This window comes from Paenibacillus sp. FSL R7-0302, assembly GCF_038006885.1.
Taxonomy (GTDB): Bacteria; Bacillota; Bacilli; order Paenibacillales; family Paenibacillaceae; genus Paenibacillus_AQ.
In genome coordinates this window covers 5560982-5584902 of record NZ_JBBOWB010000001.1, presented here as the reverse complement: position 1 = coordinate 5584902, position 23921 = coordinate 5560982, and the positions used below count along the sequence as shown (strand labels likewise).

The 23921-nt window shown below is 56.4% G+C and carries 17 protein-coding genes and 1 riboswitch; of the genes, 13 read left to right on the top strand and 4 right to left on the bottom strand.

Annotation, left to right across the window (positions count from 1 at the left end; translation table 11 throughout):
- Window positions 1-4 precede the first annotated feature (4 nt).
- The 7 genes from MKY96_RS24110 (at window position 5) to MKY96_RS24080 (ending at window position 13278) form a co-directional block, all read left to right on the top strand.
- Complete coding sequence (locus MKY96_RS24110) at window positions 5-2428, top strand: transcription initiation factor TFIID (RefSeq protein WP_340943948.1); 2424 nt, start codon at window positions 5-7, stop codon at window positions 2426-2428.
- Between the two features lie 207 nt (window positions 2429-2635).
- Window positions 2636-2842, top strand: coding sequence for a hypothetical protein (locus MKY96_RS24105; protein ID WP_340943946.1), 207 nt, complete (start codon window positions 2636-2638; stop codon window positions 2840-2842).
- 483 nt (window positions 2843-3325) lie between these two features.
- Entirely contained in the window at window positions 3326-4597 is a 1272-nt protein-coding gene (locus tag MKY96_RS24100) for a vWA domain-containing protein (protein WP_340943943.1), read from the top strand.
- Window positions 4598-4624: 27 nt separating this feature from the next.
- Window positions 4625-5260: a beta-mannanase gene (locus MKY96_RS24095; RefSeq protein WP_340943941.1), complete on the top strand. Its 636-nt coding sequence runs from the start codon at window positions 4625-4627 to the stop codon at window positions 5258-5260.
- A gap of 48 nt (window positions 5261-5308) precedes the next feature.
- Entirely contained in the window at window positions 5309-6571 is a 1263-nt protein-coding gene (locus tag MKY96_RS24090; RefSeq protein WP_036731360.1) for a hypothetical protein, read from the top strand.
- On the top strand, window positions 6568-9786 hold the full coding sequence (locus MKY96_RS24085) for a GAP1-N2 domain-containing protein (RefSeq protein WP_340943938.1): 3219 nt from the start codon (window positions 6568-6570) through the stop codon (window positions 9784-9786). The genes MKY96_RS24090 and MKY96_RS24085 overlap by 4 nt, the downstream gene beginning before the upstream one ends.
- A gap of 911 nt (window positions 9787-10697) precedes the next feature.
- Window positions 10698-10891: riboswitch (cobalamin riboswitch) on the top strand.
- Between the two features lie 215 nt (window positions 10892-11106).
- Entirely contained in the window at window positions 11107-13278 is a 2172-nt protein-coding gene (locus MKY96_RS24080) for an S-layer homology domain-containing protein (RefSeq protein ID WP_340943937.1), read from the top strand.
- Between the two features lie 167 nt (window positions 13279-13445).
- Here the strand turns inward: MKY96_RS24080 and MKY96_RS24075 are convergent, their stop codons facing one another.
- Complete coding sequence (locus tag MKY96_RS24075) at window positions 13446-13763, bottom strand: hypothetical protein (RefSeq protein WP_340943934.1); 318 nt, start codon at window positions 13761-13763, stop codon at window positions 13446-13448.
- On the opposite strand from MKY96_RS24075, the gene MKY96_RS24070 reads away from it, so the two are divergent.
- From MKY96_RS24070 to MKY96_RS24045, 6 genes are all read left to right on the top strand, one after another.
- Entirely contained in the window at window positions 13747-14616 is an 870-nt protein-coding gene (locus MKY96_RS24070; protein ID WP_340943931.1) for a DUF4430 domain-containing protein, read from the top strand. The two genes, MKY96_RS24075 and MKY96_RS24070, sit on opposite strands and share 17 nt — an antisense overlap.
- Entirely contained in the window at window positions 14613-15557 is a 945-nt protein-coding gene (locus MKY96_RS24065; RefSeq protein WP_340943929.1) for an energy-coupling factor transporter transmembrane component T, read from the top strand. Before MKY96_RS24070 ends, MKY96_RS24065 begins: the two co-directional genes overlap by 4 nt.
- The gene (locus tag MKY96_RS24060; protein ID WP_340943927.1) at window positions 15473-17212 is read left to right on the top strand and encodes an ABC transporter ATP-binding protein; all 1740 of its coding nucleotides are present in this window, start codon (window positions 15473-15475) and stop codon (window positions 17210-17212) included. The genes MKY96_RS24065 and MKY96_RS24060 overlap by 85 nt, the downstream gene beginning before the upstream one ends.
- Entirely contained in the window at window positions 17185-17871 is a 687-nt protein-coding gene (locus MKY96_RS24055; RefSeq protein WP_340943926.1) for an ECF transporter S component, read from the top strand. Before MKY96_RS24060 ends, MKY96_RS24055 begins: the two co-directional genes overlap by 28 nt.
- Before the next feature lie 149 nt (window positions 17872-18020).
- On the top strand, window positions 18021-19730 hold the full coding sequence (locus MKY96_RS24050; protein WP_340943925.1) for a methyl-accepting chemotaxis protein: 1710 nt from the start codon (window positions 18021-18023) through the stop codon (window positions 19728-19730).
- Between the two features lie 121 nt (window positions 19731-19851).
- Complete coding sequence (locus MKY96_RS24045) at window positions 19852-20985, top strand: hypothetical protein (protein WP_340943923.1); 1134 nt, start codon at window positions 19852-19854, stop codon at window positions 20983-20985.
- 97 nt (window positions 20986-21082) lie between these two features.
- On the opposite strand, the gene qoxD is transcribed toward MKY96_RS24045, so the two are convergent.
- From qoxD to qoxB, 3 genes are read right to left on the bottom strand one after another with little or no spacing between them, the layout of a single operon-like run.
- On the bottom strand, window positions 21083-21376 hold the full coding sequence (gene qoxD, locus MKY96_RS24040) for a cytochrome aa3 quinol oxidase subunit IV (RefSeq protein ID WP_340943921.1): 294 nt from the start codon (window positions 21374-21376) through the stop codon (window positions 21083-21085).
- Window position 21377: 1 nt separating this feature from the next.
- Window positions 21378-21974 (bottom strand): cytochrome aa3 quinol oxidase subunit III, encoded by a 597-nt coding sequence (gene qoxC, locus MKY96_RS24035; protein WP_036693560.1) that lies wholly within the window; start codon window positions 21972-21974, stop codon window positions 21378-21380.
- Entirely contained in the window at window positions 21971-23920 is a 1950-nt protein-coding gene (gene qoxB / locus MKY96_RS24030; protein ID WP_340943919.1) for a cytochrome aa3 quinol oxidase subunit I, read from the bottom strand. Before qoxB ends, qoxC begins: the two co-directional genes overlap by 4 nt.
- Window position 23921: the final 1 nt, after the last annotated feature.

Below are 23921 nucleotides of genomic sequence, written 5' to 3'. Positions count from 1 at the left end.
GCCTATGATCAGAGATCAGGCCTTACAATATGCCGAGCAATACGCTGCCCAGGAGGAAGCACAGCATAATAAGGGGGATGGGCGCAGCAGTATCCATTACCCTGCGCTGTTCCTGTTCCTGGGCGATAAGGTGACCCCGGCCATCGGTCCGGTGCTGGAACGCTGCCAGCGTAAATGGGACAATGCAGGCGGTGTGATGGCACTGCATGCCGGTTCGCATAACGGCAGCGGCAGTACGCAGGAGAAGGAGGGGGTCAAGGGGCGGATCGGCAGCGGAAACAGCAGCGTCCATGAACGCGTGATGCACATGACCCTACCGGATACGGCAGGGCGTGATCCGCGTACGGTCCGGCGTGAGCTATACCGTGAATTTCATGAGGATAGCCAGTATTTGGCCGGAATGAACCGGACGCTGCGCAGCTTAAGCAACAGTATAGCGGATTACGGACGGCTGTATTCTTCTTTTGACGTCATTCATCTGTCTGTCATTACACGGGTCGATGACCCGCAGAATGTGCTGTTGCCGGAGATCGTGCTGCTAGCCCGCGCAATTCTCAGCCAGTCATTCAAATCGGTACAGATGGATCTGTATGCGCTGATTAACGAACGGGAGCAGGGGGATAACTTCGGCTATTCCAGCTCGGTCGGGCTGGCTTGTCTGCGTGAGCTGGACGGGATGCAGGCGGCGGATTATGCCTTAAGCGCTCCGCTGCTGGTGACGGAGGAAGGGCTGTCCATTCCGGTGACGCATGGCCCTTCTCCGCTGTTCGATCTGGTCTATCTGCTCTCCGACAAGAACGAGCGCGGACTGATGTCCGTCCATGGCATGGACGACAATTACGAGATTATCGCCCACATCAGCCTGCTGAAGAACCGGGTCCGGCCTGCGGCCGATCAGGCCTCCGGGCACGGCGGCTACAATAATATGACGTTCAAAAGCGGCATCCGCGGCAGCACAGGCAGACAAGGCTACGCGTCTGCCGGCTTCTCGGCGGTGCGGCGGCCGAACCGCCAGATTGCGCTGGCGGTGCTGTACCATGCGCTGCATTATCTGTCCGGGCGGCTGCGTGCAGGCCATACCCGGAGTCTCAAGGAGCGGCAGGCGATGCTTGGCCTTGGAGCGGATACCCTGCGGGACCGCGCGGCGGAATTGCTGCCGGAGGCGTCTGCTCTTGCCGAGATGACCGGGCTGATGAGCCACGGGCGTCCGTCCTATTCACAGCTGCGGATGCTCTCGCTGCGCGAGGCTGAGGAGCTGCTCTTCGGGGAAGGAGCGCAGGCTTACTTCCGCAGTAATTTTGCGGAGGTGTCTGTCCGTAGGGCTGCCGGGATTGATCCGGCCCGGGAGTGGGCCGGAGTACTGGCTGCCGGGGAAGCAGGAGCCTCCCCGGTCACCTTCTACCAGCTGGCGGAATGGACCAGTGAGACAGGTGAGGGAGGCAGCGTCCTGCAGGCCTTGCGCCAGCATATGGGCGGACTACGTTCCGCCCTGCTCTCCGGTCAGGAGGAGCTGGAGCGGCTCTATGCGGAGAGCGTGGAGCGCCAGCCGTTCCAGCGGGTGCCGCTGCTGGACAAACGGACGGTGCGCAATTTCATTCATTACCTGTTCGAGTCCGTCTACGGCAAGAAGTATGAGCTTCTGCTGCTGGAGAGCGAGCTGGCCCTCTGTCTCCGCTATGACGCTGCACTGGAGCAGCTGCATACAGACAGCAAGACCAAGGTTGCGAAGATGGAAGCGCTGGAAGAGGAGCTGCAGAGTGTCGCTCTGGCCAGCATCGGCCGCAGCAAGGAGACGGTAGATCAGAATATTATGGAGTACTACCGCACGGTGACGGATGAGGTCATGAAGGACATCGAGAACCGGCGCGGGGCGGGGATCTTCTTCAGCGAGCGGTTCCTGGGCAGCCTCTCCGGGCTGCTGGTGAACGGAGGCGGCCAGGCGGTGGCCGAGCGGCTGATCGAGCTGTGCCGCCGGGAGCTGCTGACGGCGGGGCCGTTCACGCTCCCGTTCGAGGAGGAGCTTCTGCGGCGTGCCAATGTTGCAGCAGCTTATGAGAACCGGGACATCGTCTCCAAGGAGGAGCTGTTCAAGCAGCTCTACCGCAGTCTGGAGGAGGAGGCGGCAATGAATGTCCGGCTGTTCGAGTATACGCAGGAGCACCGGCATGAGGAGAAGTACTTCTTCGGCGACAGCTCCTCCGAATTCTTGCGTTATGCCTTCAGTGCAGACGAGACCACACGCATCTACCGGCTCGGCTTCGTGCATGAGCAGCGCCGCAGCGGCGTGGAGAAGCTGAACCTGATGGGCGGCTTCCACCTGGAGGACCTGCTCTACTACCGCAACGGTAAGGTCTATTACGAGACTTATGCCGGCAACGGATACCAGCTCCACGGTCTGGAAGAAGAGCAGCTGCCGGAGATGAGATGAGTGGTGATCAGATGTGATTAGTGCTGATGAGCGGAGACGGGATCAGATGAGCGGAGTAGAGATTAGATTAGTGGGGTGTTATGACAAACTATTATTTATGGTCAGGCTGCTATAGCCGTTGGATCTATAGTCCACATGAGTTCGGCGGCTGACCATGTGCTGCTGAAAGTAGGCCGGATGGCGGAAAGAGAGGGATAAATCCCTTTAATGCTGCTGAAAGTGGACCGGATGGCGGAAAGAGAGGGAAAAATCCCTTTAATGCTGCCGAAAGTGGGCCGAATGGCTGGAAAAAGAGGGATAAATCCCTTTAATGCTGCTGAAAGCGGGCCGGATGGAGGAAAGAGAGGGATAAATCCCTTTGGTGCTGCTGAAAGTGGACCGGATGGCGGGAAAGAGAGGGATAAATCCCTTTAATGCTGCTGAAAGTGGACCGGATGGCGGGAAGAGAGGGATAAATCCCTTTGGTGCTGGCGAGTGTCGGTAATAGTGCACCTGATTTCACCGAAAGTATGCCAAACCACCAAATGAGGAGCACTAGTGCACCTGATTTCAGCGAACGTGTGCCGAACCACCAAATGAGGAGCACTAGTGCACCTGATTTCTCACGAACGTGTGCCAAACCACCAAATGAAGAGCACTAGTGCACCTGAATTCACCGAAAGTATGCCGAACTACCAAATGAGGAGCACTAGTGCACCTGATTACTGGGGGCGGCCGAAAATCCGAGGGTTCACCATAATAATGCCCAGGCTCCGGGTCCCGGTCCCGGACCTGGGTGCGGGCCTAACCAAACAGGCTTCATAGGACAATTCTCATTCATTCTGCTGCCGGATGTGCAATAGAATGGAATGGGGAAGCGTGTGTTGATCAAGCTTTTCCCGGAAAGGATGAAATGCAATGCAGCGAAAAATCAATCTGCTCCTGCTGCTGTTCAGTCTGCTCGGCGCGGGTGTAGCGTTTGTGCTCGGTGAGCTGCTGCTGGACCGCAGGCCGTATGATTTACCGCAGATGGTGCTGGTCGGCATTTATTTTGCCATTGTGGCCTTATGTGTTGGAATAGGCGCTCTGGTCGCAGAGACGATCTCGCCGAGGCTGAACGGACAGTCCTGGAAGCTGCGTTATCTGGGCACCTCATGGAAAATGTTCCCGCTCATGGTCGTGCTGCTGCTTGGCGTGGGCACGCTGACCGAGTTCGTGTACGAGCTGAACTTCGGCGGCAGCAAGCCGGTGAAGAATGTCGTCATGGTCATCGATGATTCCGGCAGCATGTCGCAGAGCGACCCGTCAGACCGGCGCTACGCGGCGGCCAAGAATCTGGTGCAGCAGCTCAAAAAAGACAACAAAGTCGCCGTAGTCACCTTCAGCAATGAGGCTTCCGTCGTCCAGCCGCTGCTCCCGCTCTCCAAAGCGGCGAACCGCGAGAAGGTGATGGAGGTCATCAGCAGCCTGAAGACGACCGAAGGCGGAACGAATATCAGCGGCGCGCTGGCCGAAGCGATGAAGGTGATTCATGAAGACGGCGCGGACCGCGGGGCGATGGTTATTCTGTTATCCGACGGTGTCAGCCAGTTCAATACCGCAACGGAGCTGACAGACTATGTGGCCCGGGGAATTAAAGTAAATACGATCGGGCTGGCCCTGGATGATCCGTCCGGCGCTAGTCTGCTCCAGAATATCGCCAGCGCCACTGGCGGACAGTATTATGATGTGGCTGATGCGAACCGGCTTGGCGATGTATTCCAGCAGATTTATGACCGTCTGGGCGACCGGACACTGCTGACCGAACGCAGCGACCAGACGGCAGACAGCCCATATTATGCTGTGGTACGTGTGCTGGCATTGATGCTGCTCGGCACGGCGCTGGGTCTGGGCCTTGGCATTGTGTTCGATAACCGCCATCTGGCCCGGAGCTTCAGTGTCGGGGGCGCGGTATCTGGACTTGTGGCGGGGCTGATTCTGGAATCCGGCCTGAACGGCGACACGCTCTGGGACCCTATGACCCGGCTGCTGGCGCTGCTCGTTCTGGCGGCTATTCTCACCTTGTTCACATATATCGTGCCTGTAGGGGAAGGGAGCCTGTCGCGCCGGGGAAGAGCTGCCGGAGCTGGTAATGCGCCGGCGGACAGTATTCATTCACCCCGCCGTAACCGCGGCAGTAAAGGGTTCTAGAGCATGCAGGGAAAGGGGCAGGTTGCCATGAAGTACGCCGAGGCAGACGCTGGAGCACCGGTGATTACCGAAGTTGTATCCAGAGTGGAGGACCGGTTCTGTACGCTGCGCTGGCGCTGGCCGGACGGTGTACAGGCGGTATATATTCATAAGGCCTCTGCGGAGGCACCGGACAGTCATGAGCATCCGCCTCCGGGCATGAAGCTCTACACGCGTGAAGAATACAAAGCGAATAACGGATACCGGGACCGGCTGGACGAGATCGGGATGGTGGCTTATACCATTTACGTGCGGCTTAGCGGGAATGGAGAGACGCTGCTGGTCCGCCAGCAGGATGGCGGTAACCGGGCGCTTGTCAGCGCGGGCAAAGCGAGGATCTACTACGCGGTCCAGCACAAAAAAGGGTTATTCAGCAAGCTGAAAACCGTGCAGATGACGATTACTGCCGAGGTGCCGGTGCCGAAGGAAGTGCTCTGCTACGTCAAAAAGCGGGATGCGCATCCATCCTCCAAGGAGGACGGTGCAAGGTTCCCGTTCGTCCAGGACTTCGCTCCCGGGCGCAACCAGCTCCCGCCGATTGAGGTCGGCAAGGACGACTTTATCCGTATTTTTTTCACCGACGGGCCTAAATACGGGGCGTATTATGAGCTGGTTCCCGAGTGAGCGGGAGCAGCATACCGGGTGCTGACACAACCCTGAGGAGGATGAGAGATGTCTTTTTTTAGCCGTTTCATGAAGAAGAATCAGCCTGCAGCAAGGCCGCTGTATTACGATATTGTCTGCCCGTTCTGCTTCACGCGCTTTGAGCCGGAGGAAGTGGTGTTCCGGGCCATGCACAGCCGTGAGGATGATGAGAATTATGCGCTCGGTGAGGATGATCTGCTGAATAAATACCGGGAGCGCTTCGGCCTCGATACGGTGGATGATATGGAAGCGGTTCTGCATCCGGCGGATATCCCGGAGGAGTACCATCATTATACAGACAACGTGCTGACCGGGCTCACCGACCGCTATGGGGTGATGACCCGCAGACGGCTCTGTCCGTCCTGCCATAACGAGCTGCCTGTAACGGCCGGCAAGGTGCCTAGCAATATTATCTCGATTATCGGGGCTTCCCAGGTCGGGAAGTCTGTCTATATGACCTCGCTGATCCATACGCTCCAGCATACAACGGCAGGGCATTTCGACGCAGCCTGTATGCCGCTGAATGCCGAGATCAGCCGCAAATTCCGCACCCTGTATGAGGAGCCGCTGTTCGAGCGGGGGGATCTGCTGGCGTCTACCCAGAAGGAGAAGATGCAGGAGCCGTTTATTTTCCAGTTCGTGTTCAAGGATGAGTCCAAGCCCCCGCTGACGCTGGTGTTCTTCGATGTGGCCGGTGAAGGAATGGTCGATCAGGATTATCTGGGCCTGCACGGCCAGCATATCAAGAACTCCGCAGGGATTCTGTTCATGGTCGATCCGCTGCAGATCCGTTCGGTCCGGGAGAAGATCCGCATTAACTTCGGTGACCGTCCGGGGGAGTGGGTATCGCAGTATGATGAGCCGCGTGATGTGGTGCTGACCATGTTCGGTGATTTCATCGCCTATCAGGAGAAGAGCAAGACCGAGATTCCGACCGCAGTCGTCCTGGCCAAAAGCGATATGCTCCACTCCCTCAAGGATGAGGATGGCGACTATATCAAGTCGAACAGCAATGTGTTCAACAACTATGTGCACCGCAAAACGCTGAACCTGGACGAGTTCCACAACATCGACGGTGAAATCCGGCGCTTCATTGAGAAGGTGGACCGTCCGTTCAAGGATACGATGGATGTGTATTTTGCGAATACCGGGTACTTCGCCGTGTCTGCGCTGGGCAGCAATCCGGTCAATCAGAAGGTGGAAGGCGTAGTCAGCCCGATCCGGGTGGATGAGCCGTTCATCTGGCTGCTGCACAAGCTGAATTATATTGAGGGGAGCGACGGGCCGTGAACAGATTGTCAGGGTCCATGATCACCCAGCAGATGTATACCCGCGAGCGCCGTGGCGTATACCGGTCGACAGAGGGCTTCGATACGGTAGCGAAATCGGAGAGTCTCGATAATAATTTTGTCAAAAAAATTCTGCATCCCTTCTGCCTCTACGATGCCCCGGCTGAGCTTACGGCACGCGGCGAGAAGGATGAGGAGCTGTATCCTGCTGCGCTGCATCTGTTCCATACGGAGAGCAACGAGACAGTGATCGGAGAGAGCCGGTATCTGGCGGCGGATTTCACGGGGCAGCGGAGCGCTTTTTTTGCCCATAATTTCGTGGTGCCGCCTATCCGCTCCGAAGAGATTGTCGAGGGGTACGGGGACTGGCTGCATGCGGGGTTTGCCCGGAGCTATGAAGGGGAGCCTGGCGGGACACTGCCTGAACTGGATTCGATTCCTGTGGCAACCCGTCCGCTGGACGAGCCGTCAGACCCGCGCAGCGTGCTGTCCGGTCTAGGCTTCACAGAAGAGCTGTTCAAAGCCCTGCTGCAGGCAGTGATGCTGTCCGTAGCCGGGAAGAAGAAAATCTATGTAGCGCTGGATGTACCCATCAGTGAGTTGTCGCAGCGTGCGGCCCGGCTGACGGAGGTCATCTTCGCTGCGCTGCCGTATGACTTCCGCCGCAGGCTGGGAGTGATCACGTATGCTAAGGAGCCGCAAAGCCGCAAATATATTCACCTGACCTTCGTGGAGAAGGGCTCTCTGCGTCCGGGTGACCGGAATATCGAGAAGGATTATATCTTCGATCTGGCAGGGGCAAGGTTCCTGAATACCGACTTCGGCGAGTCGCGGCAGATCTATGCCGATTTGGCCTGGAAGACGCTGGTGGAGAAGGGCGGAAGCCTCCGTGATTTCGCTAAGTTTGCCGACAGCCTGCTGCTCGGGGAGAGTGCGGACCGTAAGCTGTCGCTGGCGCTCTACAATGAGCTGGCGGTCTTTTATGAAATTGAGCAAGGCAACGAAGCCTTATATACAGATAACAAGAACGCTATACTTGGCGGCCTGCTGTCCTATCTGAAGCCGGAGGGGAAGCTGGACTCGCGGGTGCGGCTGAATGATATGTTCCTGGAGCGGTTCGACCGCGAATATGATCTGATCCGCAAGAAGGGGATTCCGTCAACGGAGATCCTGGAACAGTTCAAGGCGTATTACGCGCTGCCGGGCCATAATTACCGGGTGAAGATCGTCGATTACTTCATCAACGGGATGCTGAACTGCCAGTCCGGGGGCCGGGAGGATGTGCTGGCGGCGGCTTACGGGATTATTGAGAGCGATGCGGAGCTTAGTGAGGCGTTCTTCAAAAAAGTGCTGTCCCAATCTCTCTTCCGCAGAGCGCTGTTCGAGCCGTATCTGGAATCCCGGCTGGCAGCCGCTGCCGGAACGGCGGATATCCTCCGCCTCGTGGGCCACTTTGGCCGGAGTCTTCCGGAGGTGCTTCAGCAGGCAGCGGTACGGGATACCTTCAAGGAATATCTGCTGGAGAAGCTGCAGCGGGAATCCGATCCGGTAGCGGCGGTAACGGCTGTTCATGAAGCGGTCCAGCAGGCGGAGAAGCAGCGCCGCAGAGGCGGCGTATACCCGGAGGCCTTGTCCGTTATGGAGGAGCTCGGCACGGTTGCTGACCGCTTCCTGCTGAACCGGCTCTCGCTGGACGAGCTGACGATGGAGCAGCTGCTGGAGATCTCGTTCCTGCGTTACCGGGATACGGCAGACTGGCAGCCGCCGCTCGATGCGATTGCGAAGCGCAAAGCGAATGCGCTGCGTGCAGCCTACCGCTGGTTCGGGGAGGAGTCGCCGGACGAGGAGATTTTTGCCGGACTGACACCGCGTGAGCTGGACGATGTACAGCTGCTCGGTGCGCGGTGGCTGAAGGAAGCGCGGAGTCTTGAGCCGTTCGACCGGCTGCCGCTGGCCTTCTATCACAGCAGTGAACGTGAAGGCGGGCCGCTGGATTATGATGCGCTGCTGGATCTGGTGGTCCGCAAAGCGGGCAATGACAAGGAGACAGTGTACCGGTTCCTGGACTGGTCGCAGCATAGCTGGCTGTTCGCAAGCTCCGGCAAGAAGCTGTGGCCGAATTACAAGCGGGCCGTGCTGAGATACTTCCTGAAGAGCGACCGCGAGGCATTCAAGAACCGTGAATTCCGCAAAACCCATCTCGACACAGCAACGCCTGCTATGCAGACTGTCTACAATGAAGCCCGCGCCCAGCTGGCTTCGCCGCTGGCGCGGTGGGTCAGCCGCAGCCGATTTCAAATCCTGATCTCAGGGAGCATCCTCGGGATCATTCTGATTGCGGCGGTTATCCTGCTGAGCCAGCTTGGGGGACGCGGCAAGGATACAGCCGCGCCGGTGGCCAGCCCCAGCCCGCTTCCGGCAGTGACCGGAGGGGCCGCTGTAGCGGCCCCGGTCTCTGTCCGGCTTATCGGCGGAGATGCAGGGACAGGCGGGGATAGTGGCGGAAATGCAGGAACTGGTGGGAATAATGGCGGTGATGCAGGGACCGGCGGGAACAGTGGCGGAGATGCGGGAAGCGGAGGAGCAGGCAAGAGCAACAGCAGTAAGCTGGTGTTCAGCTTCACTGATGCGGCGGAATGCTCCGCCTTCAAGCCGGAGCGGATCAAGGTGGAGTCCGCCAGCGGCGTTACGGACTACGAGGTTAAGGCAACGGTTAGCAGTTGCCAGGTTGAAGCAGGCGCCGGAGCGGACGGCGGCGTGAAGGGGGAAGCAGGCGCTGGAGTGGACGGCGATGCGAGCGGTAAGGCAGGCGCCGGAGTAGACGGCGATGCGAGTGGTAAGGCAGGCGCCGGAGTAGACGGCGATGCGAGTGGTAAGGCAGGCGCTGGAGCGGACGGCGGTGCGAGCGGTAAGGCAGGCGCCGGAGTAGACGGCGGTGCGAAGGGTAATGCAGGCGCCGGAGCGGACGGCGATGCGGACAGTGAAGCCACCGCCCCTCCAGCGGCGGCGGGAACTCCTCCGTCACGCGTATACGAGGTGACGGTGGAGCTTTCAGCAGGCGCGAAGCTGGCAGCAGGTGATATGATCACCGCCGGAGGCTACTCGCTGAAGCTGGCGGCAGATCCGGGCAGCGCCCCGGAGGCCACAGCCACAGCCGCGCCTAGTGCAGAGCCATCCGCTTCCGCAAGCCCGGAAGCAGACACGGATGCAGAATAAAGCAGCGGCAACAAGCTGGCTGTTTACATTTTTTAACTAGTGCGATCGGGTAACATTACCTTCAGAGATAGGTGTACTCTGTACAACTAAAAACAGTGAAAAGAAGGGCAGACCTATCCTAACTGTATTCCATACAACTAAATTTGCCCGAATGGGCGAAAAGCCGGATACAGAAGCATTTTAGGTGCACGAAATACAGCTAAAAGTACATTTGGCGGTAAATCAGACGATTTAGTTGTACAGATTGCATTTAAGCATACAGTGTGCACCTTCGTCGGGGTACGGCAGACCCTCAGCAAGCGAAGGAGTTAAATTAAAGACTGATTAGTTTAAACCTGATGATCGGCTAGCGGCTCATCCTACTTTACCTTATCGTAGTGCATTTATTAGTGCTCCGGCAGGCTGGAATATATGGAATGTAGCAGATAGGTATGCTGGTGTCCGTAAGAAACTGCTTTATCGCACTTTGTACACTAGAATCAGGCATATTGGAGCTTATATGGCGTTCTGTTGTATTCGGTACATTAGATTTTGGAAATTCGGCCCGGCGGAGGGTTCTTTGCCACAATCGATTGTATGAAATGCAGCAGAATGCGTTATCGGCCGCTTTTACACCAATTCTAATGTACATAATACAATCGCCTGCTGCCGCTGTCTCCGCTAGTACCGCCAACGTCTTAATTAACCAGCAGAAGAATGACTCCATAGTCCTGAATAGTACGATGTGCCGGGGTAGCGGGCATGTGCTGTTCAGGATTTTTGCTGCGGAATAGGCGGGGTCTCGGGGCGGATGGAATAGATATAGCTTGTCTATAGACATACATGGAAATAGTCGATATGATGGTTTGAGAATCTTAAAATTTAATAAGCTTTGGGAAAAGGTGCGGATGTCTAAGAGACCGTACGCTGTTGCCAGCAGATGCTGGCAGGGCTATTGTCTTATAGAGGAATCTGCTTAAAAGGGAAGCCCGGTGCAAGTCCGGCGCGGTCCCGCCACTGTAAATACGGAGCAACTCCTGAGGAGCCACTGTCTGCTAATGGGATGGGAAGGCGGGGGAAGCGGTGAAGTATGAGCCAGGAGACCTGCCTTTTTCGTTGTTGTTTCTATTCTTCGGGGGTAAGAATGTGGAAGCAGATGCTGATATTGGCGAGGGCTGTATATGCTGTATTGTATGTTAATGCGGGAGAGCAATCGGCTCCTTCAGCCGCCCTGTATTGTATTCTTCCCCGGCCGCCCTGCACAGGGCGGTCTTTAGGTTGCCGCTCTATTTGCGTAAGGAAGCAGGATTCATCCATTCTATTTCAGGAAAGAGGTTAGTTATGAAGAATCACTCTCTATCATCCAGATTCACACGGCTGGGACTAGCTGTCATTATGCTGTTCGCACTGCTCGGAGCAGCCGTAGTCCCGGCAGGACAAGCTGCTGCTGCACAGGTAGGCGGAACTTCCGCATCCGCGGTATCCGCTCTGCCCGCAAGTGAGGCAGCCAGCGTAACCGCTGCGGTCTATGCTACTGCGGAGTTCATGCTGAAGAACGGAGTCCAGTCGGACTGGCAGGCGATTGGCCTTGCGCAAGCGGGCTACAAGGTTCCAGCCGGCTATCTGAAGGCGCTTGAGGGCAAGGTGGCTGAGGCTAAGGGTGTTTTTGCCAGAGCTACGGACTATGCCCGGATCACGCTGGCTGTTAAGGCACTGGGCGGCGATCCGGCGAATGTGTCAGGCTATAACCTGATCGAGAAGCTGTACAATAACGATAAAATTACGGGCCAGACGCTGAATAATCCGGTCTATGCACTGCTGGCTCTGGATTCCGGCAGCTATACGATCTCGGCCAATGCGAAATGGACACCGTCGAAGCTGCTGGCAGAGATTCTGGCGAAGCAGAACCCGGACGGCGGCTTCACCCTGACCACGGGTGCGAGTGATCCGGATATGACAGCGATGGTGCTGAACGCACTGGCTGGACACAAGCAGGAAGCGGCAGTGAATGCTGCTGGTCAGCGGGCGGCAGCCTGGCTGGCTAAGGCACAGGATAAGAACGGCGGATATGGCGACAGCAGCGAGAGTGTAGCTCAGGCCATTATCGGTCTGTCTGCCTTCGGCATTGATCCTGCAGGAGCAGATTATACGAAAGGCCAGATTAATCTGGTCAGCAAGCTGCTGAGCTTCAGCGCAGAGGGCGGCGGATTCGCCCACACTGCAGGCGGCAGCTCCAATCCGCTCTCTACAGAGCAGGCGCTGGAGGCTTTGGTAGCGTACAAGCTGTTTGGAACAGGCGGTAAGCTCTTTGACTTTAGCGGCACACCAGTGAAGAATCCTCAGGTAAGTGTCTCCGTTACTGTTGAGGGTCCAAATGGAACCTTGGCTGAAGGCAGCGTATACGCTGGAAATGTGCTTACGGCACTGGACAAGACAGCAGCAGCCAAGCGCCTGGCCTTGGTCAATGAAGCAGGCAATTATGTGACGGGGATCGGCGGCGTGACTGCGGGTACGTTTGGCGGATATGATGGCTGGATGTATGTAGTCGCACGCGGCGGAGCATGGATCTATCCAAGTGTAGGCATGGGCGACTTCGCACTGGAGGAGAATGACCGCATTGTGGTCTACTATGGCGGGGACAACACGCAGGTGGTTGATGCCGTAACCGTGACTCCCGCACAGCCGCAGCCTGGACAAGATCTGAAGGTGCAGGTAACCCAGAAACAATGGGTCTGGAATGAGGCGACCTTCACCTCCGATCCGGTAACCTCACCGGCAGCAGGCGTACAGGTAACCATTGGCGGTAAAACAGCAGTTACAGATGCTGCAGGCGTGGCTGTTGTGGCCGGAGGACTGCCAGCGAATAAATATACCCTGACGGTTACGGGATATCTGAAGGATAAAACCCCAGCCATCGTCCGTCATACGGTCCCGGTAACCGTGGCTTCTGCTGCGGCGGACCGTCCGGCTTTTGCCGATGTGAAGTCGATCTCGCCTTGGGCGCTGGAGTCGGTATACACGGCGTATGACCGCAAGCTGATGAACGGTGTGAGTGAGGACAGCCTGCTGTTTGCACCGAAAAAGAATATTACCCGTGCTGAATTTGCAGCGCTGCTGCTGCGGTTAACCGGGAACGAGCCGTCTGCGGCGTCTTCTGCTGGGGCCTTCAGTGATGTTAAGGCCGGTACATGGTATTATGGAACAGTGAACCGGGCGAAGGAGCTAGGAATCATCAGCGGTGTGACGGCCAAGACGTTTAAGCCGGACGGGCTGGTTACGCGCCAGGATATGGCTGTGATGATGGTTAGAGCTTTTAAGCTGGATGCGGCATCAGCTGGAGCAGGAGCAGGAGCAGGTAAATTCAGCGACGAAGATAAGATTAGCGACTATGCATTGTCCGCTGTCCGTACGGTGACGGGACTTGGATATATGAGCGGCACCGGCGGCGCATTCGAGCCTTCCGCAGTTGTAACCCGTGAGATGGCTGCTGCTGTGGCGGTTAGATTGCCTTAGTTGTAGGGAGCAGCAGAGTTCGGTAGGTAGAGTAAGATCAGCTTCAATATACAGCTATACTACCGCAGGAGGCACTGAACGAACTCTGGAGCCGACGATAAGTGGAAAAATGACATCTAATTTGGCCGGATTTGCTGCAGAGCGGGAGCTAGTTGGATAAACGACACTTATTCAGGCTTGAAGCTGCAGAAGGATGAGGTATGGGCAGAATTAGATGCCGGAAATCCAACTAAATTCTTTACAGGTGCGTAATCTGGATTATTAAGAGTAGAAAATCCAACTAACGCACTCATGCCGATGAGCCGATGAGCCGTATAGGGTTGCCGAAGCGCTGAAGGCTCGTTTGACGGACGGCTTTGCTTGGAATTCGTTTGGATATGTGTTGAAAAGTAAGCATAAGGTGTATGAAGGAACGGGAACAGGCTGACTGCCCCCGTTCTTTTCCCTTTTTGTGGAGGTGTGCAGGTAATGTTCAATCTATTCAAAACAGGCCGGGGAAGGCTGGCTCCGCTGCTTCTCCTGCTGATGGTATTGCTGCTCCCCGGCTGCTCCTCAGCGCAGCCGGATCAGGCAGGCGGCGTCACGCAGCCGCCCGCCGGGACCCCGGCCGCGCAGACGCCGCGGCCTGGAGACGAAGCGGCTCCGCTGCCGGGAGCCGCTGAGGGCACTGCCGTACCTTCCGCCCCTGCGGAAGGTACGGCAGCTCCGGCGTCGCCAGCCGCAGCGGCGGCGCAGCCTTCGGCGGGCGCAAGCGAGCCCGCCAAGCCCCCGGCGTCGCCAGGCGCAGCGGCGACACAGTCTTCGGCGGGCGCAAGCGAGCCCGCCAAGTCCCCGGCGTCGCCAGGCGCAGCGGCGGCGCAGCCTTCGGCGGGCGCAAGCGAGCCCGCCAAGCCGGCGGCCACCCCCAAGCCGCCGACCCCCAAGCCCGCGCCAGCGGCCACGGCTAAGCCGCCAGCCGCTACGCGCTCTCCGGCCGCCACGCCCAAGCCGGACAATGTGGTCACCCTCTCCATCACCGGAGATGAGGAGCATGGCGTGATTCTGGCCGCTGCCCAGTATGAGATCAAGAAGGGCGAGAGTGTGCTGGACCTACTGAAGCGGATTACGCGGGAGCAGAAGATCCAGATGGAATATCAGGGCCGCGCAACATTTGCTTACGTGGAAGGTATAGATAATTTGTACGAGAATGATCACGGGTCAGAGAGCGGCTGGATGTACAAGGTCAATGGAGAATTTCCGTCCAAGGCTGCGGGCAGCTGGATCGTGGAGCCCGGGGATACCATCGAGTGGCTGTATACGCTTGATCTGGGCAAAGACCTGGGGGCCAAAGCGCCATGAGCAGCGGCTTTCGTTCCATGCATCCGGTCGTAGCCCTGCTGTATTATGCAGGGCTGCTGCTGTTCACTCTGCTGGTCTTCCATCCGTTATTTCTGGCTACAGAGATAGCCGGACTGCTGGCGCTGCTGCTGTTGCAGGGACAAGGGCGGCTGCTGGTGCGCGGCTTGCCTTTTATGCTGCTGATGGCAGCTTCCGTGGCCTTGCTGAACCCGCTGTTCTCCCATCGGGGGGCGCATATTCTGTTCTACTGGCTGGATCAGCCTATTACACTGGAAGCTGTACTGTACGGACTGATGATGATGACTCTGCTGCTTACTATTTTTATCTGGTTTATATCCTATAATTACACGGTGACTACAGATAAATTCATGTATCTGTTCGCGGCGGCTGCGCCTAGAACGGCGCTGCTGACGCTGATGGCGATCCGGTTCGTGCCGCTGTTCCAGCGGCGGCTGCGCCAGATTACACTGATCCAGCGTCTGCGCGGAATAGATACCGGTACGGGAAGCCTTAAGAAAAGAATGACGGACGGAATGACGCTGCTCAAAGTGCTGCTGACCTGGTCGCTGGAGGAAGCACTCCAGACAGGAGATTCCATGACAGCCCGCGGCTACGGCAGCACCAAACGCAGCACTTACACGATATACAAGGCCGATTTACAGGATAAGCTGGTGATGCTGCTGTTAACCGTTAGCGGTGTGGTTACGCTGCTGTTCTGGGTGCAGGGCTACGGCAAGCTGGAGATTTATCCCCGGATGAGACCAGCGGACTTCGGCTGGCAGGAGGCCGTCATGTACGGAAGCTTCTGCCTGTTCGTGCTGATTCCTGCGGGACTGGAAGGAAAGGAGAAATGGTTATGGAGATCCTCAAAGCACAGCAATTATCCTTCCGATACCCTGAAGAACACAGGGACACGCTCCATGAGCTATCGTTCGTCATAGAAGAGGGTGAATTTGTCGTGCTCTGCGGCCCGTCCGGCAGCGGCAAAACCACCCTGCTGCGCCATCTGAAGCGGGAGCTCGCCCCGGTGGGTTCATCCAGCGGAACCTTGACCTACAAAGGGCAGCCTCTGTCCGGGCTTCCGGCAGCGGTAGCCGCCGGGGAGATCGGGATGGTCTTCCAGAACCCGGATGCACAGATTGTGATGGATACGGTCTGGCATGAGCTGGCCTTCTCCATGGAGAACCTGGGGCTGCCGCCTGCTGTCATGCGGACCCGGCTGGCGGAGATCTGCGGCTTGTTCGGGCTGGAGCCGCTGCTCTACCGTCCGGTACATGAGCTGTCAGGCGGACAAAAGCAGCTCATGAACCTGGCCTCAGTGCTGCTGCTTCAGCCCAAGGTGCTGCTGCTGGATGAGCCAACCTCCCAGCTTGATCCTGTTGCTGCGCGGGAATTCATTATGGCGCTGCAGCGGCTGAACGAGGAAATGGCGGTCACAGTGATCATCAGCGAGCACAGGCTGGAGGAGGTGCTGCCGCTGGCCGATCGGGTGTTGATGCTGGAAGACGGCAAGCTGCTGGCCGATGCCGTCCCCCGCCTGTTCGCCCGGCAGACCGGCAGTGGAGCCTTGACCTCGGCTGGGCGCTACCTGCCAGCCGCTTCACGCCTGTACTTGTCACTCGCTCCGGGAGCGGATTCGGCTGCGCCGGAGAATATTCCGCTGACCGTACGCGAGGGCAGACGCTGGCTGCATTCCCTGAAGGCAGAAACGGCCGCCGCCGATTCCGGTACCGCCGCCGATTCCGGTACCGCCGCAGGGGAGGATTCACCTGAATTACCCGCCGGAGTCTCGTCCGTGATGACCTCCTCAGAAAGACTCCAAGCTGCCTTCGCCAAGACTCTGCTCACCTGCCGCGAAGTGACCTTCCGGTATGAGAAGGAGGGCCGGGAGGTCCTGAGGAAGCTCTCGCTGACGCTTAAGCAGGGGGAGCTCCTGGCCGTCATGGGCGGAAACGGTGCGGGCAAGTCCACTCTGCTGCATGTGCTGAACGGGCTGATGAAGCCGCAGCGCGGCAAGATAGAGCTGGCCAAGGGCATGACTACAGGTCTGCTGGCGCAGAATCCGCTGCTCTATTTCAGCTATGATACGGTAGCCGAGGAGCTGCAGCATATGGGGAGCTACGCCGGGTTAACGCCAGAGGCAGCAGCAAACGAGATTGAGGCTTTGCTGGCGGTATTCCAGCTCCGGGAGGTGCTGCAGAGTCATCCGCATGACCTCAGCGGCGGGCAGCAGCAGCAGACCGCGCTTGCCATGATGCTGCTCATGAAACCGGATATCCTGCTGCTGGATGAGCCGACTAAGGGGCTTGATCCGGCCGCCAAAGACAGGCTGGCCGCCCTGCTTCAGCAATTGCGCGTGCAGGGGATCAGTATTCTCATCGTAACGCATGATGTAGAATTCGCGGCTAAGCATGCTTCGCGCTGCGCACTCCTGTTTGACGGGGGAATTACGGCAGAAGGCACACCGGCTGAGTTCTTCAGCAGCAATTACTTCTATACCACGGCAGTCAACCGGATAGTGCGGGACTGGCTGCCACAGGCATTGACCATAGAGGATGTGATTCGCGCATGGCCCGCTTCCGCATTCCGCTGCTAATTGCCCTGGGACTCTTCACCGCCGGGCTTGCACTTACCGCAGCCTTCACTGACCGGCATTATGTGCTGCTTAGCGTGGTGCTGCTGCTGGCTGCTCTCCTGCCGCTGTTCATCCGTCTGGAGCGCCGGCCGCGCAAGTCCCGTGAACTCGTGCTGCTGGCTGTGTTATCCGCTATTGCAGCGGTCAGCCGGATTCCTTTTGCTGCGTTGCCGGGGGTAAAGCCTGTGTCGGCCGTTGTCATCCTCTCCGCTTATGTCTTCGGGGCAGAGGCGGGCTTCGTCATCGGAGCAGTCGCTGCCCTGGTCTCCAATATTTACTTCGGGCAGGGGCCCTGGACACCATGGCAGATGTTTGCCTGGGGCATGACCGGACTTACAGCCGGTTGGCTGCGCAGGAGCTGGCTGTTGAGCCGGAGAGCCGGGCTGCTGGTTTTTGGCTTCATCTGGGGGTTCCTGTTCGGCTGGATTATGAATATCTGGGTCCTTCTCAGTCTGCCGGATGCCTTAAGCTGGCGGCTGGTTGCCGTTACGTTTGCCGCAAGCTTTTACTTCGATCTGGCCCATGCCTTGTCGAATGTATTCTTCTTAGCGGTGCTGGCCGGAGGCTGGACCAAGGTGCTGCAGAGATTCCGCAAGAAATATGGCTTGCTTCAAGAGTGAATGGAATTATAATTAAGGGATATCGCTCTGTTAAAATGATATTTTTCTCCTTTATTCGACAAATTTCTTAGCAGGGCCATCAACAATTCGATGTTATTCTCCGATAATTAAGGTTACAGCTAGATATCGAGAAGGCGGGATAACAGGAAATGAGACATCTGAAGATTAAGCATAAAATGATTGTAATGATCGCAGTGGTTATCCTGCTGCTGATCGGGATCGGAACAACGGGTATCCTGACGACAGCCAGAATGGCTGAGAGGTCTGAAGAGACATACAGGCAGAACCTGCAGCCGATTTATTTCGTAACGGAGATCCGCGGGAATAACCGGGCGATTGAGTCTTTTCTGCTGGAGGATCTGATTACCACGGATGACGCGAAGAAGCAGGAGCTGAAGGCGAGAATTCAGGAGAATATCCAGACGAATAATGAGCTGATGGCCGAACTGAGGAAGATTGAATTCAACAATGACAAGATTGCAGCTTATGTGAACGAATATACCCTGCTGCTGCCGGATTACCGCTCACAGCGTGATAATATTATCCATCTGGCCGATAACGACCTTAACGATGAAGGATATCAGGTGTACACGGGCCGGACCTTTAATGAGCTGCGTGACAAAATGGTCCGGCTGCTTGAAGAGACAGCGACGTTATTCATTCAGGATGCGTCTGCCCATAATACACGGACGGCTGACAGTGCCAAGAGCTCTGTTACGTTAAGCAGCATTCTGATTGCGCTGGCCTTGCTGCTCAGTATTGTCCTGAGTGTGATCATCACCAGATTGATTACGAGACCGCTGAAGGAATTGCAGGGGCTGATGAAGCGTGCGGAAGAAGGGGATCTGACGGCCTCTGCCGCTTACCGGTCCAAGGATGAGATCGGCCAGATTAATACATCGTTCAATACTATGCTGGACGGGTTGAAAAATATGATGCGCGGCGTCTCGGAGAGCGCCGAGATTCTCTCGGCCTCCTCCCAGCAGATGAGCGCCAGTGCCGACCAGACCGCGCACGCCTCACAGATGATCGCTGAGACCTCAGGCGAGATCGCAGCCGGATTCGATGTGCAGGCGGAGAGCATTACCCTGACTACGCAGTCTGTGCGGACGATGTCCTATGAGATTGCCGAAGCCCGGTATAGCGGACAAGAAATGACCCGTCTGATGGAGCAGGCTGCCTCCTCCACGGAACGCGGTGTAGACGCAGTAGAGCAGATTCTGGCCCAGATGCGGGAGATTGACTCCAGTGTCTCGGCGAGCCGCCAGATTGTCGGCAACCTGGGCAGCCTGTCCGAAGAGATTAACACCATTATTACAACCATTAATGAGATTGCGACCCAGACCAATCTGTTGTCCCTGAATGCTTCCATCGAAGCCGCCCGGGCGGGCGAGCATGGCCGTGGCTTCGCTGTAGTTGCCGGTGAGATCCGTAAGCTGGCGGAAGCTACCGGAACAAGCTCGCTGCAGATTACAGAGATCATTAACCATATCCGTCAGCAGACCGCCAGTGCCGTAGAATCGATGGAGCAGGGCTCCGGGATTGTCTCTCACGGTGTAGCGCAGAGTGAGGTGGTATCCGAAGCCTTTACGGCGATCCAGACCTCCATTCAGGCTGCCAGTGAGCAGACAGAGCAGATTACAGAGGTCATAGGCCATGTCGCGCAGGAATCGGAGGAAGTGGCCAAATCCATGTCGACGGTGAATGAAATCTCGCGCAAAGGCGCGGCAGACGTTCAGGGCACCAGTGAAGCAAGCCTGGAGCAGCTGACTGCGATGGGAGAGATGTCCTCCTCTGCGCAGTATCTGGCTACCCTGGCCGAGGACCTGCAGAAGCATCTGGCCCGGTTCCGGCTGTAACGGTATAATAGACATCAGCCCGGCCCGATTCGGCCGAGGAACCCTGGAGATTCCCGGGCATCTTCGGCGGAGCCGGGCTTTTGAACGTATTAGTATTAACCCCAAGGAGGCGGTCTCTATAATGAACACCCGAACATGGAAGCTGGCGATAGTTCCAGCCTTGTTAATGACACTTGCAGCTTGTAGCTCGAATCAGGCCAGTGCTCCGGCGGTTAGCCCCAGTCCACAGCCAACAGCGGCTCCTGTAGAAGCTTCTGCCCAGCCTACGGAAGGGCCAAAGGTTACACCGGCACCTGCTGAAGCTGCTGGGGTAACGGTAGGGGAAAGTAAACAGTATGAGAAAATAGCAATTTCCGACTGGAAGGACGATAGAACCGTTGTCGTGTCCAAGCAGAACGATAAGCTGGGACCGATCAGCTCGGGAGAGCTGAAGGGTTCCTATCCGCAGAGCCTGTATTTCTTCCATCTGGATACCGGCGAATACGAATTGATTACAGAGAAGGCGAACATGATGCTGGGGGATGCCAAGCTGTCCGCCGATCAGTTGTTTCTGCTCTATAGTGAATTCTCCCTGGGTGATCCAGTCTACAATGTAATGGACCTGGGGTCCAAGAAGACGTTCACCATTAAGGGTGATACCATTGCTGGAGCAATGGGGGCCGATTGGGCGGATAAGGATACGGTAGTGGGTCCTGCATACAGCGGCGGTGCTTACACAGCGACGGCTACCTCAATGAAGATTGCCCCGGTGGAGGGACTAGGCGGGGAAGGTCTGATTGTTGTAAGACAAATCAAGGATAAGATCTATTACACCAGTAATTCGAAGGACTCCCTGCATAGCTTGGACCTGAATACTAAGGCGAAGGCTGACTTGAATATTCCGGGTGCCAGCAGCGTAATCCCTTCATCTGACGAAGAACAAATGCTGATCCTGCAATATAAGGAGACGACCCAGTCGCTGCTGCTCAGCGGCACAGACGGTAAGAATCCGCGAACCCTGGTGGAAGGCGCCGAGCTTGGGGCCGTCTCCTGGTCTCCGGATCAGCGGCTGATTGCCTATAGTGTAACTCTTGAGGAGAATGGTACAACGAATCATACCTTATATGTCTACGATCTGACTTCTGACAAGTCCGTCCAGATTGCGGAGAGCAATGGAACGATGACCACCTCATGGAGCCCCTCGGGCAAGCAGCTTGCGTATACGGAGCGGGATGACAGCGGGAGCAGCAGCAGTATAGTCCAGTTAAAGTATTAATCAAAAAAAGCGGTCCGTACCGGTAAATCTACCGGATACGGACCGCTTTTATTATAGATTACTAGAAGGAGCATAACGCTCCTTTGCTTCTTACATACTAAGCATACCAGCCCCATACGAAGATGAACAGGGTGCCGAAGATGGTGACCAGAGCCACGAACATGGCGTATGCGATGTTGATATACAGTTCTTTTTTGGAATCGGCCGATTCTCCGATGTGCATGAACACAAACAGCTGCAAGGAGGCCTGGATCAGCGCTGTAACCAGCAGCACCGCCATATTGGCACTGGAGGACAGATCTCCGTAAATTACAATCAGTGCAGCGGCAGAGAGGACCAGAGAGGCTACATAACCCATCACATGCTTAATTGGGAATAGTTGCTTCATCATGTCACATCAGTCCTTTCAGGTAGACGAAGCTGAAGATAAAGATCCAGACCACGTCTAAGAAGTGCCAGAACAAGGAGAAGATGAACGTTTTGTTGGCGGTAGCGGGCGTAATGCCGCGCTTCCACAGCTGAATCATAATGCCAATTCCCCACAGCAGACCGAAGCTGACGTGAAGACCATGCGTTCCCAGCAGTATGAACAGACTGGAGAGGAAGCCGCTGGTCTGCAGGGTAGCTCCTTCATGTACATAAGTGAAGAACTCGTCGATTTCGATACCGACAAAAGCCAGACCCATCACCAGCGTAATCGCCATGAAGACCATCATGGCTTTCTTGTAGCCATGCCGCATGGCATGGACAGCCAGACCGATGGTGAAGGAGCTCGACAGCAGGAGGAAGGTCTCCATCAGCACCGGGCCGATCTCGAACAGCTCGCTGCCGCTCGGTCCGCTGGCATAGCGGTTAACCATTACGAAATATACAGTGAACAGCGTAGCGAAGAGAGGGATCTCGGCTCCGAGAAAGACCCAGAAGCCGAAGATCTTATTACTGTTCTCTTCCGTTGAATATTCGAGCGGCTTGGACGCATCTATTTTCATACAGTCTCACCCCGCATCAGTTTCTTTTCTGTAGCTGCAATCTCTTCTACAGGAATGTAGTAGCCCTGGTCCTTATCGAAGGACATGAAGGCCAGTACGACCAGAATTCCAATCCCTGAGACGATCGCCGGAATCCACATGCTGAAGACCAGGAAGAAGCCTAGGAAGAAGAAGACTACACCTAATATGAACGGTTTGCCGGTATTGCTTGGCATATGAATCTTGGTGTATTTAGTGTCTGTATACAATGGAATATTCTCATGCTTCGCAGACCATAGAGCATCGCGCGTCTCAACCTTAGGCACAACCGCAAAGTTGTAGAGCGGGATCGGGCTGTGTGTCGCCCATTCGAGCGTCCGGCCATCCCAAGGGTCGTTGGTCGTATCTCTCGGCATGTAGCGTGTACTCCAGTAGATATTGTAGACCAGGATCACGAAGCCGATGGCGAGCCCGACAGCCCCGACGAAGCTCAGCATATTGAGCGGACCGAAGCCTGATTCCTCAGAGTACGTATACATACGCCGCGTCATTCCCATGAGACCCAGGAAGAACAGCGGGAAGAAGGTTACGTTAAAGGAAATGATGATCCACCAGAAGGCATGCTTGCCCAGCCGTTCGTTCAGGCGGAAGCCGAACACTTTAGGGAACCAATAGTGGAACCCGGCGATGACGGCAAATACGGCACCCGGAATCAGCACGTAGTGGAAATGCGCCACCAGGAACATCGTATTGTGATACTGGTAATCGGCGCTGGCCATTGCCAGCATGACGCCCGTTACCCCGCCGATCGTAAAGATCGGGATAAAGGCGAGCGTATAGAGCATCGGTGTCGTGAAGGTAATCCTGCCCTTTCGCAGGGTGAATAGCCAGTTGAATATTTTGACCCCGGTAGGGACCGCTATGGCCATCGTTGTAATAGAGAAGAAGCTGTTGACCATAGCCCCTTGACCCATCGTATAGAAATGGTGCGCCCATACAAGGAAGGACAGGAGCGAGATGATCAGCATACTGAATACCATGGAGGTATAGCCGTACAGGTTCTTCTTCGAGAAGGTGGCGATAATCTCACTGTATATCCCGAAGGCCGGCAGTATAACGATATAGACCTCCGGATGTCCCCAGACCCAGAACAGGTTGGCCCAGAGCATATCCATCCCGCCGTTGGCCATCGTGAAGAACTGGGAGCCGAAGAGGCGGTCGAACATCATCATCGCCAGCGCTACGGTAAGAACCGGGAAGGCGAAGACAATGATAACGTTGGTGATGAGTACGGACCAGGTGAACATCGGCATCTTCATCAGCGTCATGCCTGGTGCGCGCATTTTGAGAATCGTTACGATAAAGTTAACCCCGGTGATCAGCGTACCAATACCGGATATTTGCAGGGCCAGAGAGTAGTAGTTGTTCCCTACGGTCGGGCTGAATTCAAGACTCGCCAGCGGGAAGTAGGCTGACCAGCCCGCATCCGGCGAGCCGCCGATGACGAAGGAAATGTTCAGCAGCATGGCGCCCATGAAGAAGAGCCAGAAGCTGACGGCGTTCAGCCGCGGGAAGGCAACGTCCCGTGCACCGATCTGCAGCGGAATGATTACGTTCATCAGACCGATGATAAAAGGCATGGCCATGAAGAGAATCATGATCAGACCATGGGTGGTGAAGACCTCATTGTAGTGCTGCGCATCGAGGAATTTCATTTCCGGCGCAGCCGTCTGCAGACGCATCATCATCGCATCTACACCGCCGCGGAACAGCATCAGCAGCGCCGCAAGGATGTACATGATCCCGATTTTTTTGTGGTCAACCGTGGTCAGCCATTCACGCCACAGATAGCCCCATTTCTTGAAATAGGTAAGCCCTACGAGAATCCCGATGGTTGCCAGTGCAATACTGATCATGGCCCCGTATATCAAGGGTTCGCCGTGAACCTTAAATTTGTCCAAATCCATT